The sequence below is a fragment of the uncultured Sphingomonas sp. genome, assembly GCF_946477935.1.
GTDB lineage: Bacteria > Pseudomonadota > Alphaproteobacteria > Sphingomonadales > Sphingomonadaceae > Sphingomonas.
This window is the reverse complement of sequence record NZ_CAMLAC010000082.1, coordinates 1-14,557: the sequence shown is the minus strand read 5'-3', so window position 1 is coordinate 14,557 and position 14,557 is coordinate 1. Positions and strand designations below refer to the sequence as shown.

The 14,557-nt window shown below is 68.0% G+C and carries 10 protein-coding genes and 2 pseudogenes; 7 read left to right on the top strand and 5 right to left on the bottom strand.

Going from position 1 to position 14,557, the window contains the following annotated elements; all coding sequences use genetic code 11:
• Window positions 1-331: zinc-binding dehydrogenase (locus Q0U08_RS10455; protein WP_298091388.1), on the top strand; the 331-nt coding region annotated here is incomplete at its 5' end.
• Window positions 332-714: 383 nt separating this feature from the next.
• Here Q0U08_RS10455 and Q0U08_RS10450 read toward each other — a convergent pair.
• From Q0U08_RS10450 to Q0U08_RS10430, 5 genes are read right to left on the bottom strand one after another with little or no spacing between them, the layout of a single operon-like run.
• Window positions 715-2,631 carry a TonB-dependent receptor gene (locus Q0U08_RS10450; RefSeq protein ID WP_298091387.1) on the bottom strand — a complete coding sequence of 639 codons (1,917 nt, stop codon included), beginning with the start codon at window positions 2,629-2,631 and terminating at the stop codon, window positions 715-717.
• On the bottom strand, window positions 2,628-4,112 hold the full coding sequence (locus tag Q0U08_RS10445; RefSeq protein WP_298091386.1) for a DUF3526 domain-containing protein: 1,485 nt from the start codon (window positions 4,110-4,112) through the stop codon (window positions 2,628-2,630). Before Q0U08_RS10445 ends, Q0U08_RS10450 begins: the two co-directional genes overlap by 4 nt.
• Entirely contained in the window at window positions 4,109-5,503 is a 1,395-nt protein-coding gene (locus tag Q0U08_RS10440) for an ABC transporter permease subunit (RefSeq protein WP_298091385.1), read from the bottom strand. Before Q0U08_RS10440 ends, Q0U08_RS10445 begins: the two co-directional genes overlap by 4 nt.
• The gene (locus tag Q0U08_RS10435; RefSeq protein WP_298091384.1) at window positions 5,500-6,216 is read right to left on the bottom strand and encodes an ABC transporter ATP-binding protein; all 717 of its coding nucleotides are present in this window, start codon (window positions 6,214-6,216) and stop codon (window positions 5,500-5,502) included. The genes Q0U08_RS10440 and Q0U08_RS10435 overlap by 4 nt, the downstream gene beginning before the upstream one ends.
• Window position 6,217: 1 nt before the next feature.
• Window positions 6,218-8,383: a TonB-dependent siderophore receptor gene (locus Q0U08_RS10430; RefSeq protein WP_298091383.1), complete on the bottom strand. Its 2,166-nt coding sequence runs from the start codon at window positions 8,381-8,383 to the stop codon at window positions 6,218-6,220.
• A 487-nt stretch (window positions 8,384-8,870) separates the two neighbouring features.
• On the opposite strand from Q0U08_RS10430, the gene Q0U08_RS10425 reads away from it, so the two are divergent.
• From Q0U08_RS10425 to Q0U08_RS10400, 6 genes and pseudogenes are all read left to right on the top strand, one after another.
• Window positions 8,871-9,116 carry a hypothetical protein gene (locus tag Q0U08_RS10425; RefSeq protein ID WP_298091389.1) on the top strand — a complete coding sequence of 82 codons (246 nt, stop codon included), beginning with the start codon at window positions 8,871-8,873 and terminating at the stop codon, window positions 9,114-9,116.
• A 307-nt stretch (window positions 9,117-9,423) separates the two neighbouring features.
• Window positions 9,424-9,835, top strand: a pseudogene (locus tag Q0U08_RS10420) (integrase core domain-containing protein); the annotation flags it as partial.
• Window positions 9,836-9,874: 39 nt separating this feature from the next.
• A pseudogene (locus tag Q0U08_RS10415) lies at window positions 9,875-10,081 on the top strand (IS481 family transposase); the annotation flags it as partial.
• Window positions 10,082-10,306: 225 nt separating this feature from the next.
• The gene (locus Q0U08_RS10410; protein WP_298091382.1) at window positions 10,307-10,981 is read left to right on the top strand and encodes a BTAD domain-containing putative transcriptional regulator; all 675 of its coding nucleotides are present in this window, start codon (window positions 10,307-10,309) and stop codon (window positions 10,979-10,981) included.
• Window positions 10,982-11,172: 191 nt separating this feature from the next.
• A complete protein-coding gene (locus tag Q0U08_RS10405) occupies window positions 11,173-13,542 on the top strand; it encodes a hypothetical protein (protein WP_298091381.1) in 2,370 nt (789 codons plus the stop codon).
• Complete coding sequence (locus Q0U08_RS10400; RefSeq protein ID WP_298091380.1) at window positions 13,539-14,528, top strand: hypothetical protein; 990 nt, start codon at window positions 13,539-13,541, stop codon at window positions 14,526-14,528. The genes Q0U08_RS10405 and Q0U08_RS10400 overlap by 4 nt, the downstream gene beginning before the upstream one ends.
• The last annotated feature ends 29 nt before the right edge of the window (window positions 14,529-14,557 follow it).

Genomic DNA, 14,557 nt, shown 5'->3' with positions numbered 1-14,557 from the left:
GGTGGGCAAGGCGACGTGGAACGCCTCGCTGGACAGCGCGGCGCGGCGCGGGCTGATCGTCAGTTTCGGCAATGCGTCGGGGCCGGTTGACGGCGTCAATCTGGGGGTGCTGGCATCGAAGGGGTCGCTGTTCGTGACGCGGCCGACCCTGTTCGATTACGCGGTGACGGCGGCGGCGAAGCGGGCGCTGATGGCGCGGGTGTTCGCGATGCTGGCGAAGGGCGCGATCACACCCGAGATCGGGCAGCGGTTCGCGCTGGAGGATGCCGCCGCCGCACACCGGGCGATCGAAGCGGGCGAGACCTTCGGCAGCACGGTGCTGGTACCGTAAGGTCGGCCCCTTGGCTCTAACCTTGCGGCGTCCAGCAGCGTGATGTTGGCCAGCGGGGCGGGGCCGATCCGGCTACGGCGTTTGGCGGCGATGGGGCCTCCGCCGAAAGCATCGCTCATCATCTGCTCGGCTGTGTGCCTCAGTTGCCGCGCGTCGGCGCTGATAAGGTCGGGCGACGATGTGGCCGCCGGCAGCAGCTTGTGGTCGCCGGACGATGTCGAGCGATCCGCGCGGCGCGGCGATGATCGCGCAGGCCATCGGCCGGTCGAGCGTCGTCTCGCCATGCTGCCCCGCGATCAGCCCAACCCCTTGCCGGTTCGACGATCAGGTCGGCAACATCCCGGGACCACAGGCTTCAGGAAGGAGGGCCGCCGCTTCCACGCTCAGAAGTCCGCCGCGATGAAGGCGGTGATGCGCCGCTTGTCCATCAGGCCATAGCTGTTGCTGCCGACGATGTTCCACGCGAACACGTCGCCGACATTCTGCATCTGGATGCGGAAGGTGGCAGGCGCCTTGCCGATCCGGAAGCGGTAGCGCGCGCCGATATCGACCAGGGTATAGGCGGGCACGGTGACGACGTTATCACGCGACGCAAAGCGCCTGCCGATATTGGCGATGGCGAGGTCGACCGAGAAGCCCGGCGCGAAGGCGGGGCGGTATTCCGCATTGCCGCGCAGTGTGCGCGCGGGCTGGTTCAGCGGGCGCGCGCCGACCCGGCCGTCGTCCACCGCCGGGCCGGTAACGCGCGGGCTCATCAGGACGGCACCCGCCACCAGCGATAGGCGATCGGTGGGGTTCCCGGCGAGGCTGAGTTCTACTCCGCGATGCCGGACGTCGCCGAGCACGGTATAGACGTTGCGCTCGTCGGTGTTGAAATAGGGCTTGGCGACATCGAATACGCCCGCGACCAGCTTCATGCCGCCGGGCAGCGTCCAGCGGATGCCGCCGTCGATCTGCCGGGTGCGGATCGCGGGCAGCGCTTCGTTGCGGTTGGCGGCGTTGGTCGGGGCGATGCCGCTTTCCTCCAGACCGCGGGTATAGCCGGCATAGAGGGCAAGGCGGTCGGTTAGGGTCGCGGCGGCGCTGGCGCTGAGCAGCCATGGCCGGTCGGTGGTCGCGGTGCGGGGCAGGCCGGGCTGGTCGATCCTCTTGCTGTAATCGGCGCGCTGGATGCCGATCCCGGCCTCGCCGACACCCCTCCAGCGGCCTTCATAGGCGATGCCCAGCGTGGTCTGGCGAACGCGGTCGTGAGTGCGGGCGCCGAACGCGAAGCCGATGGGCTCCGTGACGGGCACGGGCGACCCCAACGGACGCGGACCGAGATCGAGCGCTGGTGCGGCGCCGCCATAAAAGCTGTCCAAGGCGCGGGCGCGGACGGTGGCGGATAGCGTATGAAGCCGCGAACCATCAGTTACGCTACGCCCGACGCGCAGTTCGCCGCTGGTCGAGGCGTAGCGCTGGCCGGGATCGGCGATGACCCGCTCGGTGGTGGTGCCGTCGGCGGTAGTGTCGGTGAACAGTTCGGCGAAGTTCCGCACGTTGACGAAGATCGACCGGAAGCCGCCTGCGGTCACCGCCCAGTCGGAGCCGAGCCGCGCCTTGGCGATGACGCCGGTGTTGATGCTGCGCGAATCCTTTTGCGCCCATTGCTGCCCGAAATAGCGACGACGTGGCGCCTCCGGTGGCACGACGTTGCCGGCCGCGATGACGGTTGGCGCGACCTGTTCGTCATAGCCGAGCGAAATCGCATAAAAGGGAATAACCTCGATCCCCTCGCGTGGCCGCCAGCGGGGGATCAGCGCGGCGCGGACGTAATGCGCGTCGGAGCCATCGTAATATTCCTCATGCGCCCAGGAAGCGCCCGCCGCGACGCCGAGCGTCCGGCCGTGGATCGGCAGTTGCGCATCGACCTCGATCGACGGTGCGCCATAGGCGAAGCGGCCCGCGACGACGCTGACCAGCGGCCGCTCGCCGACGCCGCGCAGCGTATAGTCAACGATCCCGGTGGGCGCGGGGAAGGGATAACCCTGCGCCGACAGGCCGACGCGGATCGTCGAGCCGGAGACGAGTCGCTGCGGAATCGCGCCCTGCCGGTCGATATACACGCCCTCTATCCGCACGTTGCCCGCCGTCACGGGCGAGAAGCCGCGCACCTGGCTGGGGCCATAGAGGCCGATCGTTTCGTTGCCGATCGAGGTGCCGAATGCGTCCTCGGCGGCGGTGACGGCGTTGTCGCTCGCACGTTGCGCGGCTGCGGGCGCAGCGATGACGAGCGCCGCGGGGAGGAGCGCGCGCCTCATGGCTGCCACCGGGTGGCCCGGCGGAGCCCCAGCGCCCCGAGCGCCAGTCCGAGCAGGAAGAGCCAGCCCGCAAACGGCATCACCGATCCGGCCCGTTGCGCCGCTGACGTATCCCGCAGGGCGAATGGCGGTAGAATATTAGTATCGGACAGGCTGTACCGGCCGCGGGTCGTACCTTGCGGAGTCGGCCGGGCGGCTTCACGCTGGACCAGCGGATAGAGCAGGCCACGCAGACGAAGCTGGTACGCGCGGGCCTGCGCTTCGAACCTATATTGGCGCGCGCCATCGGTGCCCGCCAACGTCGCCAGCGCCTGCGACAGGCCGAGGGGAGGGGCGAGGAAACCGGCAAGCCGGGCATTGCGTCGCTGGTCACGGGCATAAGCGAGCCGCGCCAGGTGCAGGGTAGCCAGCCGATGTTCCGTTTCGGGGATCAGGAAGGTGAGCTTCGTCGCATGATCGAGGCTCGCCATGCGGTCGGACGCTCCGGCGAGGTCGGGACGCTGCGCGATGCCCTGGGCGATGATCGCGTCCGCCTTCATCTCGATCGCATCGGTCGTCCGGCGCTGCGCATCGATCCATCCGCTGGACGCCGGCGGCGGCGCGATGGCTGAGGTGATCGCCGCGCCCGCCATCGGCAGTCCGAGCGTCAGTACCGCCCAGATCGCCGCCAGCGTGCCGAGCGCCGCCGCGGCGCCGGGCAGGCGCGACAGGACGAGCAGCGCGATACCCGTCCACAGCGCGACATAGGCGAGGACCAGCAGCAGTGCGGCCGCCAGCTCGGGGATCGCGGCACCGATCCGCGCGCCGGCGAGCGCCAGGGCCAGGACGAGGCCCGCGAGTGTCACCGGCACCGCCCATGCCGCGACCGCGGCGATGCGTGCCGCGAGCCACGTTCGCGGCGGGGTGGCCTGTGCCGCGAGCAGCCGGATCATGCCCCGGTCGCGCTCGAAGCTGACCAGCAGGCCGTACAGCAGGATCAACGCCATGGGCAGCAACAGCGCCAATACGAAACCGAGGTCGAACCGGCCGAGCGCCAGCCCGCGCGGGTTCTCGAAATCATAGCGTTCGTCGATGCCGAACAGCGTCGCCAGTTTCACCTCGACCCGCGATGGCGCGAGATCGCTCGTCCCCACGGCCAAAGGAGACAGCGGCAGATGCGGCTTCACCGCATGCGGTGCGACGAAATACTGGCTGAAGCCAGAGACGTTGCTCGGGTCCTGCCAATAGGGGATCGCAGGCGCATCGAGCGTCATGGGGGTGCGATAGGCATCGAATCGCTCGCGGACGCTTGCGCGGTGCGCCGCGTCCGCGGCCAGCGTGCGGGCGGCGGCGGCGTCCTGTTCGTGGTGAAGCGCGGCGGTGTCCAGCGCCGCCCACACCATGCTGGCGACGAGCGCCGCCTGCACCAGCCAGAATAGCGGCGTCTGCGCCACGCGCCGCCATTCCCACGCGAACAGCGGGCGAAAGCCGGCCCCGGTCATGGCCTTAGCCTCCGGCTCGCCAGCCCAAGCAGCGTGGCGGCACCCACCATCCAGCCAATCAGGGCCGCCAGCGGCACCGTCACCAGAGATAGCGCGGCCGAAGGCGGGTCGAACACGAAGGGCGGTATGCTCCCCCAAAGATCGATATCGGCGGTATGCGCGGGCTCACCGGGTCTCACGGCATGGGCCATACCCTCCGCGTTCATCCGGTCGACCAGATCGCGGCGATAGCTTTCCGCCTGTTCGATGAAGGCGCGGTGCTGGTCGAAATCGGTGCCGGCGAACGCAGGTGACAGCCGCTGCATCGCGATCGTTGGCGACAGGATGCCGAACAGCCCGAACAACCGGTCCTGCCGCGCCACCTTCGCGTAGAAGTCGCCGAGCACGCGGTCGAACACCCGGTGGCTGTGCCGCTCGACAAGATCGAGTTCGGCCATGCGGTAATTGGGAATGTCCTCCACCCGCGTCACGCCATGGCGTGCGAGCAGTGCCGCCCGGTGGCGCGCGCCGTCTTCGGCAGACCAATAGGCGGGCGCTGCCTGTTCGATTTCCTGCCGCACCGCCTGCGTCGACGGCAGCGGACGCAGGTCGTTGGCGACGCCGCTCGCCAGCCGCGGCAGCGCCAGTGCGAACAATATCCATAGCCCGAACAGCACCGCTAGACCGATCCGCGCCGATCGGGTCGTCATCGCCACCGCCAGTCCGATCGCGGCGACCGTCGCGAGATACCCCGCCACGGCAATCGTCCATAGCAGCACCCGCAAGACGGCATCGCCGTCCAGCGCGTCTTGCAAGCCTGCCAACGCGACCGTTCCCAGCGCCACCGGCACGACCAGGGCGACGATGCCGCTACCCGCAACGGCGACCAGCTTGGCTTCGACGATGCGCCCCGGCCGCGTCGCCGCGCCCAGCGCGAGCCGCAGCGTCCCGCGCTCGCGCTCCTCCGCCACCGCCGCGAAGGCGAGCAGGAATAGCGCAAGCGGCCCGAAACCCAGGATCAGCGCCGCCGGATCGGCGAGCCCGGCGCGTTGCAGCGGCGAGGCGTCCTGTTGCGGCCGATGGAGCAGGTCGTTCTGGTGATGCGCCTCCAGCCACACCGCCTGCCCCACGAACGGTCCGACACCGGGATCGAGCGGCGCCAGCACCGGCGCAGGCTTGAAGGCGTAGACGGCATGATGTGCCGCGCTATGCGGATCCTTTACCCCCTGTCCGAGCCAGCGGGCCCGCTCGGCGGCGGCGGCATCCCGCTTGTGCGCATCGGTGCGGGCGGCGTCAAAGGCGACGCCGGCGAAGGCGAGTAGGACCAGCGCGGCAATACTGGCGAGCGCGAGCATCGCCCGCCGCTCGCGCCACAGCATCGCCAGCTCGAACCGGGCGAGCGCCATGATCATGCCGCCAGCGCCTCCAGATAAAGCCGCTCCAGGGCCGGGGGATCGAGCGTCGCGGTCGCCCGCTCCTCGACCAGCCGGCCGCCGCGCAGGATGCCGAGGCGTCCGGCGACGTCGTGGACGCGGAACAGATCGTGCGTCGCCATCAGCACCGCCATACCGCGCGCGGCGGCGGCGCGGATCGTCGCCGACAGGTCGTTCGCCGCCGATGCATCGAGCCCGGAAGTCGGCTCGTCGAGCAGCAACAGCCGTGCCTCCTTCGCAAGCGCGATGGCGACGCCGACCTTCTGCCGCATCCCCTTGGAGAAGGCGTTCGCGCGGCGGTCGTGCGCGTCGCGTTGCAACCCTGCCTCCGCCAGCAGCGCGGTGGCGCGCTCGCGATCGATCGTGCGCCCGGCGAGCAGCGCGAAATAGCGCAGGTTCTCGACGGCGGTCAGCGCCGGGTGGAGCATCACCGTCTCGGGCAGATAGGCGGTGCGTGCCCGCGCCGACAGTGGATCGGCGACCGCATCGATGCCGTCCACCGCGATGCCACCCGCGTCTGGCGCGAGGAAGCCGAGGATCAGGTTGATCGTCGTCGTCTTGCCGGCGCCGTTGGGGCCGAGCAGCGCATAGATTTCCCCCGACGCCAGCGTCAGCGACAGACTGTCGAGCGCCTGGTGACTGCCGAACGCGACCGACACCTGGGCCAGGCGGAGGGCAGGGGTGGGTGTCATGTCAGAACCTCGCGGTGAAGCTGATGTCGACGCTGCGTGGCGCACCCAGCGTCAGTTGCCGGGCCGATCCGCCGAACCAGTTGGCATAGAGCCGGTCGGTCAGGTTCCGGCCACGCAGCGTCACGTCGCCCTGCGGCAGACGCCAGGTGACGGCTGCATCGAACACGGTGCTGCCGCGCACGCGGACGCTGTTGGCATTGTCGGTGAAGAAGTGGCTCATGTACCGTGCGCCGCCGCTGATCGACACCGGCAGCGCGTCGAGCCGGTAGATACCGAACACGCTCGCCACCCGCTCCGGCACGACCGGCGGCGTGTTGCCCGCGCGGTTCCCGCCCGCCTCGCGCAACACGTCGAAGCGCGCGTCGAGGATGGCGAGATTGGCGTCCAGCCGGAACGCCCGCGTCACTGCGCCCGACGCCGACAGTTCGAGCCCGCGCGACGATTGCCTGCCCCCCTGCACGGCGATGCTGGTATTGGCCGAATCGCGCGTGACGATGCCGTCCTGTTCGATCCAGTACCCGGCCGCGGTCAGGTCGAGCCGGTCGCCGAACAGCGTAGTCTTGACCCCGCCCTCGACCGATCGTCCCGTCGTCAGGTCGAACTTTGCATTGGTCGCCGATAGCAAGGCCAGGCTGCCGACCGGCGCGACGGCGTAGCTGTATTGACCAAACACCTGCGTCTTGGGCGCAACGTCGAACACCGCGCCCGCGCGCCACGATACCGGGTTCCAGCGGCGCGAGAAGGCCGTGGTGCGGCCTGCGTTGAGATCATCGATGCTGCGATAGAGCGCGATGTTGTCGTAGCGTACGCCGCCGACCAGCAGCAGGCGCGGTGTCAGGTTGAAGGCTTCCTCCGCGAACAGCGAGGCGATGACGGTGCTGGAGTCGAAATCGGCCCGACCGTCGGGGAAGTTCGCCACCGTCTCCGCCAGCGACATGCTGCCGCGCCGGGGACTGAAGATGTCGACCCCGCTGGTCGAGCCGAAGCGGCGCGGGACCGCCAGGTCGCTGTCGCTATACTCGCCGCCGATCGAGAAACGGTTGCGGTGGCCGCCTATCTCGACGTCGCTGGCCAGCACCGCGCGCTCGACGACGAAGCGGTGGCGATGGTCGATCCGCGTGGTGCCCCGGCGGAACGATCCCTCGGGGAAAGCGGCGGTCGGCGCGGCGTAGGTATAGACTTCCGAGTTCCGGAAGCGCCGGTCGGCATGGTAATAGCTCAGCTCGTTGGTGAAGCGCAGCGCGTCGGAGAATTCGTATCCGATCCGCGACCGCGCCCACCACGTCTCCGATCCCTGGTCGGCATTGATGACGTTGTAGTTCCGCTGGCGGATCGCACGGTCGAGGACGAACCCGTCGCTCGTCCGCACCAGATCGCTCGCATCCCGGGCCACCGCACGCGGTACCAGCGGCGTTCCCCAGTAAGCGGTGCCGTAGCGATCCTCCAGATAGTCGCCCGCCAGTTCGATCGTCAGCCGCTCGACCGGCTTCAGCGTCACTGCGAGCGTCGTGGCGAGGAAGCGCGCATCGGTGTCGTCGACGAACCCGCTGGTGCGGTTGGCGCTGGCGACGCCGCGGATCGCGACGGTGTCGCTCACCACGACATTGGCGTCCAGTCCGGCGCGCAGCGTATCGAAGCTGCCGTACCCGACGGTGGCGGCGTAGCTGTCGCCGTTGAAGCGCGGCTTCTTCGGCACGAGATTGACCGCGCCCGCCAGCGAGCCCTCGCCGTACAGCACGCCCGCCGGCCCCTTAAGCACCTCGATCCGGTCGAAGCTCCAGCTATCGAGATTGCGGATGATGAGTGCCGAGTTGGTCTGCCGCACCCCGTCCCACAGCAGCGACACCGCACCGGCGGTGAAGCCGCGCATCGACATCTGCCCAGGACTGCTCGCCAGTTCCCCCGAGGTTGCGCCGGGCGTGGCGTTGAGCGCCTCGACCGTGGTGCGCAACCCACGCTCCTGCATCAATTCCTGCGACAAGATGTCGACGATCGCCGGCGTCTCGCGTACGGTCAGACCGAGGCGGCTGCCCGTCTCGGTCTTCGCATCCAGCAGCAATTGCCGATCGGCCGTTCCGGTGACGATGATGTCGTCGGAAGCCGCTTGCGGCAGTGGCCCGGTTTCCTGCGCTTCGACAGGCAGCGCCACCAAGGCCGCGGCAACCACGGGAATGATCCCCCACCTGGCAGAATACGCACCCCGCCTATGTCCGGGGCGGCCCGCCTGCTCCACAACGATCATCGATCCCCCACGTCTACATCCGCAAGTGCATTACGCACCTTCTACGAATCATGTTATGGTGTAACATGACATTTATCGCGATCGATCAGCAATAGCGTTTCGATTATAAGGATGAGTCCGCGTGATAGGGTCCGCTTGCCTGCGTCACTGCGTCTGGAGAAACGTCGGCTGTAACGGTCAGTTATCGGGAGTGAAGGCGATTGACGATGCCGTTGAGAGCGGCCGTACACCCTTGTGCACGGCCGATATCATGATTTGTCTCGGCAGAGTTCCAGAACATGTCGAGCGGCCAGCGCTTAGGGCAGTGTCCCAGCAGACATCGCAATGCCAGCCGCACCTCGATGGTGTGACCTTGCCTTGCCGGACCGCATGAACGACCTGTCCCCGCCGCTGCCATGTCCGCATCGTCACGGTGCCGCTCTGGTGGCTGTTCCATCGCCGAGGCTGGGACGATGGGCTGCCCGCCGTCGCGCGCCGGCTGCATTGCTCGATCTGCCGGGGGCAGGGCGGACCCGTGGTGCAACCGCGCATGACGGTCGGCCGCGATCCGCTGACCTGCGAGCAGCTGCCCTATCCCGAAACGGGCAAGGCAACCGGGTCAAGACCAACCGGCGTGATGCGGTCGGACTGGCCAAGCTGCTGCCTGCTGGCGAACTGACGCCGGTCTGGGTGCCTGTAGAATGCCCCCGCGTGTTGTTGCCCCTTAAATGCCTGACGGGGCCTCGCGGGTTTCCGCGCTGGCTGATCCCCAGCCTTAGCGCTTTGGGCGGATGGATCCCGTTGTAATGGGACAGGATTGAATCGAGACCGGCAATTGCCCACTGCTTGTATCTAGCAGGTTGCTGAAAAAGGCTTGGCTCGGCAAGCTGGAGATGATTGATCGCGTGTGAGGCGATGAGGGCGCGGTAATGCGCGGTAGGGAGGATTGGTCTCGTACGTCGATCTGGAGCAGCGAATGCCGGCGGGTCTACGAGGCGTTCGTCATCGACACCTACGCTCGCCGGATCGTTGGCTGGCGCGTCAGCAGGACGACCGATGCCCGGTGGCGGTCTCGTCCAACACTCCGACCGTGGCAGCCAATACGTATCGATCAAGTACACCGAACGCCTTGCCGAAGCCGGGATCGAGCCGTCGGTCGGCAGTGTCGGCGATAGCTATGACAACGCTTTGGCGGAAACCATCAACGGCTTCTACAAGGCTGAGGTGATCCATCGGCGCGGACCCTGGCGCAGCTTCGAGGCGGTCGAGTACGCCACGATGGAATGGGTCGACTGGTTCAATCATCGCCGGCTACTCGAGCCCATCGGCAACATCCCGCCTGCCGAAGCCGAAGAGCAGTATTATGCTGCCGTGGACCTCATCGATATGGCGGCGTGACGCACATCCAACTGCCTCCGACAAACCCGGGGCGGTTCAGAAGTGACCGTCAAACGGTACCACTACGACAGCCACGACCAGCTCAGGCAGCACCTCAGCGACTTCGTCGCCGCCTATGAATTCGGCCGCAGGCTCAAGACCCTCAAAGGGCTCACACCCTACGAAGCCATCTGCAAGACATGGCGAAACGAGCCAGCTCGCGTTACATCAAATCCGCACCATCAAATGCCGGGATCAAACACCTAGTGGGTGGCATATCGGCACCACGCATGACCTTGCTGGCCGCCGAGATCAGGCACCAGGTCACATTCTTCTTTCCTAATGGGCGTTTTGGCATAGAATTTTTCGAGGTTCTGGTGAGTCGTTCGTAGGTCGGTGGCGCAATTGCGCGTCAGCGATACGCGATCTGATGCAGTGTTGCGGAGCCGGTTGTCCCGTGCGGCTTGCTCACTGCTTTTGGGGCGGTCCGCCATGTCGGTCAAAAGGCGCACGATTGCGGTGATAGGCGCGCTGGGAGTCTTTCCCAACGTGCGCTTGTCGCTGCCGGCGAGGCGGGTGCTGGCCTATCTGGCCATCCGGGGTCGTCCCGTCTCCCGTGCCGCTGCGTCGGCGGAGCTTTGGCCCGAGGCGTGCGAGGAGGTAGGCCGGGCAAATCTGCGGCGCGGAATTTGGAACACGCCGCTGGGCTGGATAAGCTGCACGGGCGAGGATCTTGTGCTGGACGCCACCGCGGATCTGCGCGTGGCGGAGGCGGCGGCCGGCCGGGCGATCGGCGGCGAGGGCCTGACATTCGACGAGATCCGATTGCTGTCCGACGACATCCTGCCGGGATGGCATGAGGAATGGGTGCTTCCGTTCCAGGATCGGTTCCGGGCGCTTCGCGTGCAGGCGCTGGAGACCGCATGCCGGACCATGACGGAGGCGGGCAGACTGGTGCTCGCCACACAGGCCGGCGCTGCGGCCTTGGCGGCCGAACCGTTGCGCGAATCTGCGGCCGAGGCGCTGATCAATGCGCATCTGGCCCAGTGCAACCGCTACGAGGCGGTTCGCTGTTACCGTCTTCTGGCGGAACGGCTTCGGATCGAGCTCGGCGTCGACCCTGCGCCAACCCTCGCCTGTCGCTTTGCCGCATCCGTGGCCGCCTAGCCGAAGCAGCCCTGACGCTTTTCCAAGATCATGGATTCGCACGTGACGCAGGGCGGACGCTGCGACGACGGGACGGGGACGTTCGTGCACGCCTATCGGACGCGCCAGCACCGCCTCGGGAACGCACAGGTCGGTCTGGCGGGACGGCCCATGTGGTCAAATGGCGGAGACTCGTTGAAAAGGAGCCGAGCATGTTGCTGAGCGGCCAAGACACCGAAGCCGAGGGCCTTTCATCGCCGGGCCTCAGCTCCCCCTTTCTGGAGGCCGAGGCGGGGCGCGCCGAGCAGAATGCCCCAGCAACATCCGCGGCCGAATGGGCTTCCCCGTTTGCCGAGACCCCGGAGGGGATGCGCGAGCAAAGCGCGACGGATCAATTGCTCGCAGAAGCATTTGAAAGCCTGCGTGATGCCAGTTTCGACGAAGCGGTGGCGCTGCTTGCCGAGGAAACGGAGGCCGCCGTTGCCGACCGGTTCACCGATGAGGCCGCTGGCCACATGTCCGATCGCGCGACGTTTGCGCGGGCCCATCTCTCGAACGTGCAATTCGAGGCCGAACGATATCTTTCGGCGCTTCAGGAGGGTTTGCAGGCCTTCGATGTCGAGTCCCTCAGTGCGAACGAGCTGGACCGCAAGCTGGACGCGCTGGCACCCACGCCGGGCGATCTGACCCCTGCGGGCGAGGAGTTCATCGGTGGGTTGATCAAGAAGGCCAAGAAGGCGGTCTCGTTCGTCGCCAATGCGGCCAAGGGGGTCGGCAAGTTTGCCGGCAAGATCGCCGGAGCGGCGCTTGGTCCTGTGCTGAACAAGCTCAAGGGGCTGATCCGTCCGTTGCTGAAAAGGGTCCTGTCCTTCGCGATCGGTCGCCTGCCGGCGCCGCTGCAAGGGCCCGCACGCACGCTTGCCGGGCGGCTGAACCTCGAAGCGGAGGATTACGACGCTGTGTCGTACGAAGACCATATGTCGCCAGCCAACACCAGTGATCTCGAAGGCGCGACGAGGGCGTTTGATGGGGCGTTGGCGGAGGCGTTCGTAGGCGGGGAGGGATTCGCGCCGGAGGGCGAGGAGGAGGCGGGCTGGGGGTCTACCGAAGCGGAAGCGGATGGTACGCTGGAGCGTCTGGCCGAAGCGCGCGGCGCGCTGATCGATGCCTTTGCCAGCGCCGACGAGGAGCGCTTCCAGCCGGCGGTGGAGCAGTTCGTGCCGGTGCTGCTGGGTGCGCTCAAGCTCGGCATCAATCTGGTGGGGCGGCCGAAGGTGGTGAACTTCCTGGCCGGCTTCCTGGGCAAGCTGATCGGCAAATGGGTCGGACCGCAACTGGCCAAGCCCTTGTCCAGCGCGATCGTCGACACGGGATTGCGGCTGATCTCGCTGGAAGCGGAGGACGAAAACGGTTCTGCCGCCAGCGAGGCGGCGCCGGTCGCCCTGGCCAGCGTCGTCGAGGACACCGTGCGCCGGCTTGCCGAGCAGGAAGAGTATATCTTCGAGAATGAGGACCTGACGCAACTCGCGGTGTCCGAGGCGTTCGCGCAGGCGGCGGCGACCCATTTTCCCGAGCGCTACGTGCGCGGCGACTTGCGACAGGCGCCGAGCCTGGGCGGTGTCTTCGTCGCGCGCCGGCCACGCAGCCTGCGTGCCTACAGCAAGTATAGCCGAGTGCCCGAGATCGAGATCACCACGCAGATCGCGGACGCGATCCCGACCTTCGGCGGTACGACGCTGGGCAGCGTGTTGCGTGCACGCGGCATGACGCTGCCGATCCGGGCGCGCCTGCACATATATCAGGCGGTGGCGGGTACGACGGCCGCCACCATTGCACGCACCGACCGCGCATTGGGGGGGCCGCTGGGCAGCGCGGAGCAGTTCCATCCCCTGACGCCGGCGGCCGCAGGGATCATCCTGCGCGAACCGCGCCTGGGCACCAGGGTGCCGTCGGCCTTTCTGCGCAGCAGCCGGCGGCTGGGCGTCGGGCAACGTGTCTTTGCCTTGCAGCCGGTCGGCGCGCCCGTTGCCGCGGCGGGCGCAGGCCCTGGCTGGCGCGCCGCATCGGTTCGCATCGCGCCCAGCAGGACGAGGCTGGCGGTCGATCGCGCGAACGAACAGGTGAGCCTTGCCCTCATCCTGTCCGAAGAACGTTCGCAAAGGATCGCGCAATCGATCCGGGCGGGTGCCGGTCATGGCCCGCTGCTCCAGGCGCTGGTCGATGCTGTCGCCATGGCCGAAGGGCGCGGGCCGCGGGCGCCGGTCGATCGGGAGGACCTGATCGAAACCGAGGATCTGGCACCGGGTACGGCGCGGATCTCCCGCGCTGAGCGTGTCGCGCTGATCCGCCGCCTGCGCCCCTTCATCCTCCCGGCGCTCGCCCAATGGACGCGGCAGAATGCAGATGCGTTCGCACGTGCCGCCGCCAGTCCGGAGCCGGGGGTTACCGTCAGGATCCGGTTGCGGCCAGTCCCCGGCCTGGGGCGGGGGGCGAGCGGTGTGCCGACGTCGGCGCGCCGCACGGACGCGGCGTCGGCCCCGACGGTCGCGATCGGGGTCGAGCCGGGGTTCCGCCGGCCATGACCCGCAACGCTGCCCCCACCGACGCGGCGCTGCTGGCAGCCGATCTCCAGCGTCAGCTCGCACACTGGCTGGCGGCGGCACGGACGTTCCGCGATGCCGAGGAGTTCGCATCGGCCGAGGCCTGGCGCTCGGTCGAGCGCGACATCGGCGCGCCGCTGCGCAGCCATCTGAACTCGGTCGTCGAGGAACTGATCGGGCTGGGCGAGACCGCCGGCAGGGCGATCGCCAAGGGCCGGTCGGACCCGGCCATGCTGCCCGCGGCGGCCGCTGCCGTCATGCGGTTCCGGCGCCGCTACGTCCAGGTGGACACGACCCTCGACTTTCTGGGCGATGCGGTCAACTCGCGCACCAGCGTGGTGCTGCGGACCGCGCTGTCGATGCTGGACCGTATCGCCGTCTTGAGCATGGCGCCGGTCCTGGCCCGCGCGGGAAAACCGCTGCCCCGGGTTCTGGTCTATCAGGACAAGGGCACGGGTGCGTCGATCCTGCGCGCCGGAGTTCGCCTGTGGGCGCCCGGATCGGTGATGCCGGTCGCTGCCATCAAGATCGTGCGCCACAATCTGTATCGGCCCACATCGCTGTTTCATGAGGTGGGCCACCAGGTCGCGCATCTGACCGACTGGACCCCTGCGCTGCGCGACGCCTTGGCGCACGCGCTTGCCGACGACCGGGAACTTGCCGCGATGTGGACGCCCTGGGCGTCGGAGATCGCAGCCGACGTCTTCGCCTTTCTCCACACGGGATATGCGTCGGTCGCCGCCCTGTACGACGTGGTGGGGGACGCAGCGACGATCATGCGGTGGCCGATCGGCGATCCCCACCCGGTCGGATGGCTGCGCACCGCGCTCGGCTGCGCGATGGCGGTGCAATGTTTCGGCGCCGACGGGCCCTGGACATCGCTGCTGAGAGCGATGGACGTGCATTTTCCCCTGAACCTGGCCGACGAGGCCGCCCGGCCACTGTATCGGCGATCGGCCACCGCATGATCGTCGCTGCGTCCCCCACCACGTCGTAC

Coding starts and splice junctions, on each gene's coding strand:
- Q0U08_RS10405 (WP_298091381.1), top strand. CDS start 11,173: ATGTTGCTGAGCGGCCAAGACACCGAAGCCGAGGGCCTTTCATCGCCG.
- Q0U08_RS10410 (WP_298091382.1), top strand. CDS start 10,307: ATGTCGGTCAAAAGGCGCACGATTGCGGTGATAGGCGCGCTGGGAGTC.
- Q0U08_RS10450 (WP_298091387.1), bottom strand. CDS start 2,631: ATGAGGCGCGCGCTCCTCCCCGCGGCGCTCGTCATCGCTGCGCCCGCA.
- Q0U08_RS10400 (WP_298091380.1), top strand. CDS start 13,539: ATGACCCGCAACGCTGCCCCCACCGACGCGGCGCTGCTGGCAGCCGAT.
- Q0U08_RS10445 (WP_298091386.1), bottom strand. CDS start 4,112: ATGACCGGGGCCGGCTTTCGCCCGCTGTTCGCGTGGGAATGGCGGCGC.
- Q0U08_RS10435 (WP_298091384.1), bottom strand. CDS start 6,216: ATGACACCCACCCCTGCCCTCCGCCTGGCCCAGGTGTCGGTCGCGTTC.
- Q0U08_RS10440 (WP_298091385.1), bottom strand. CDS start 5,503: ATGATCATGGCGCTCGCCCGGTTCGAGCTGGCGATGCTGTGGCGCGAG.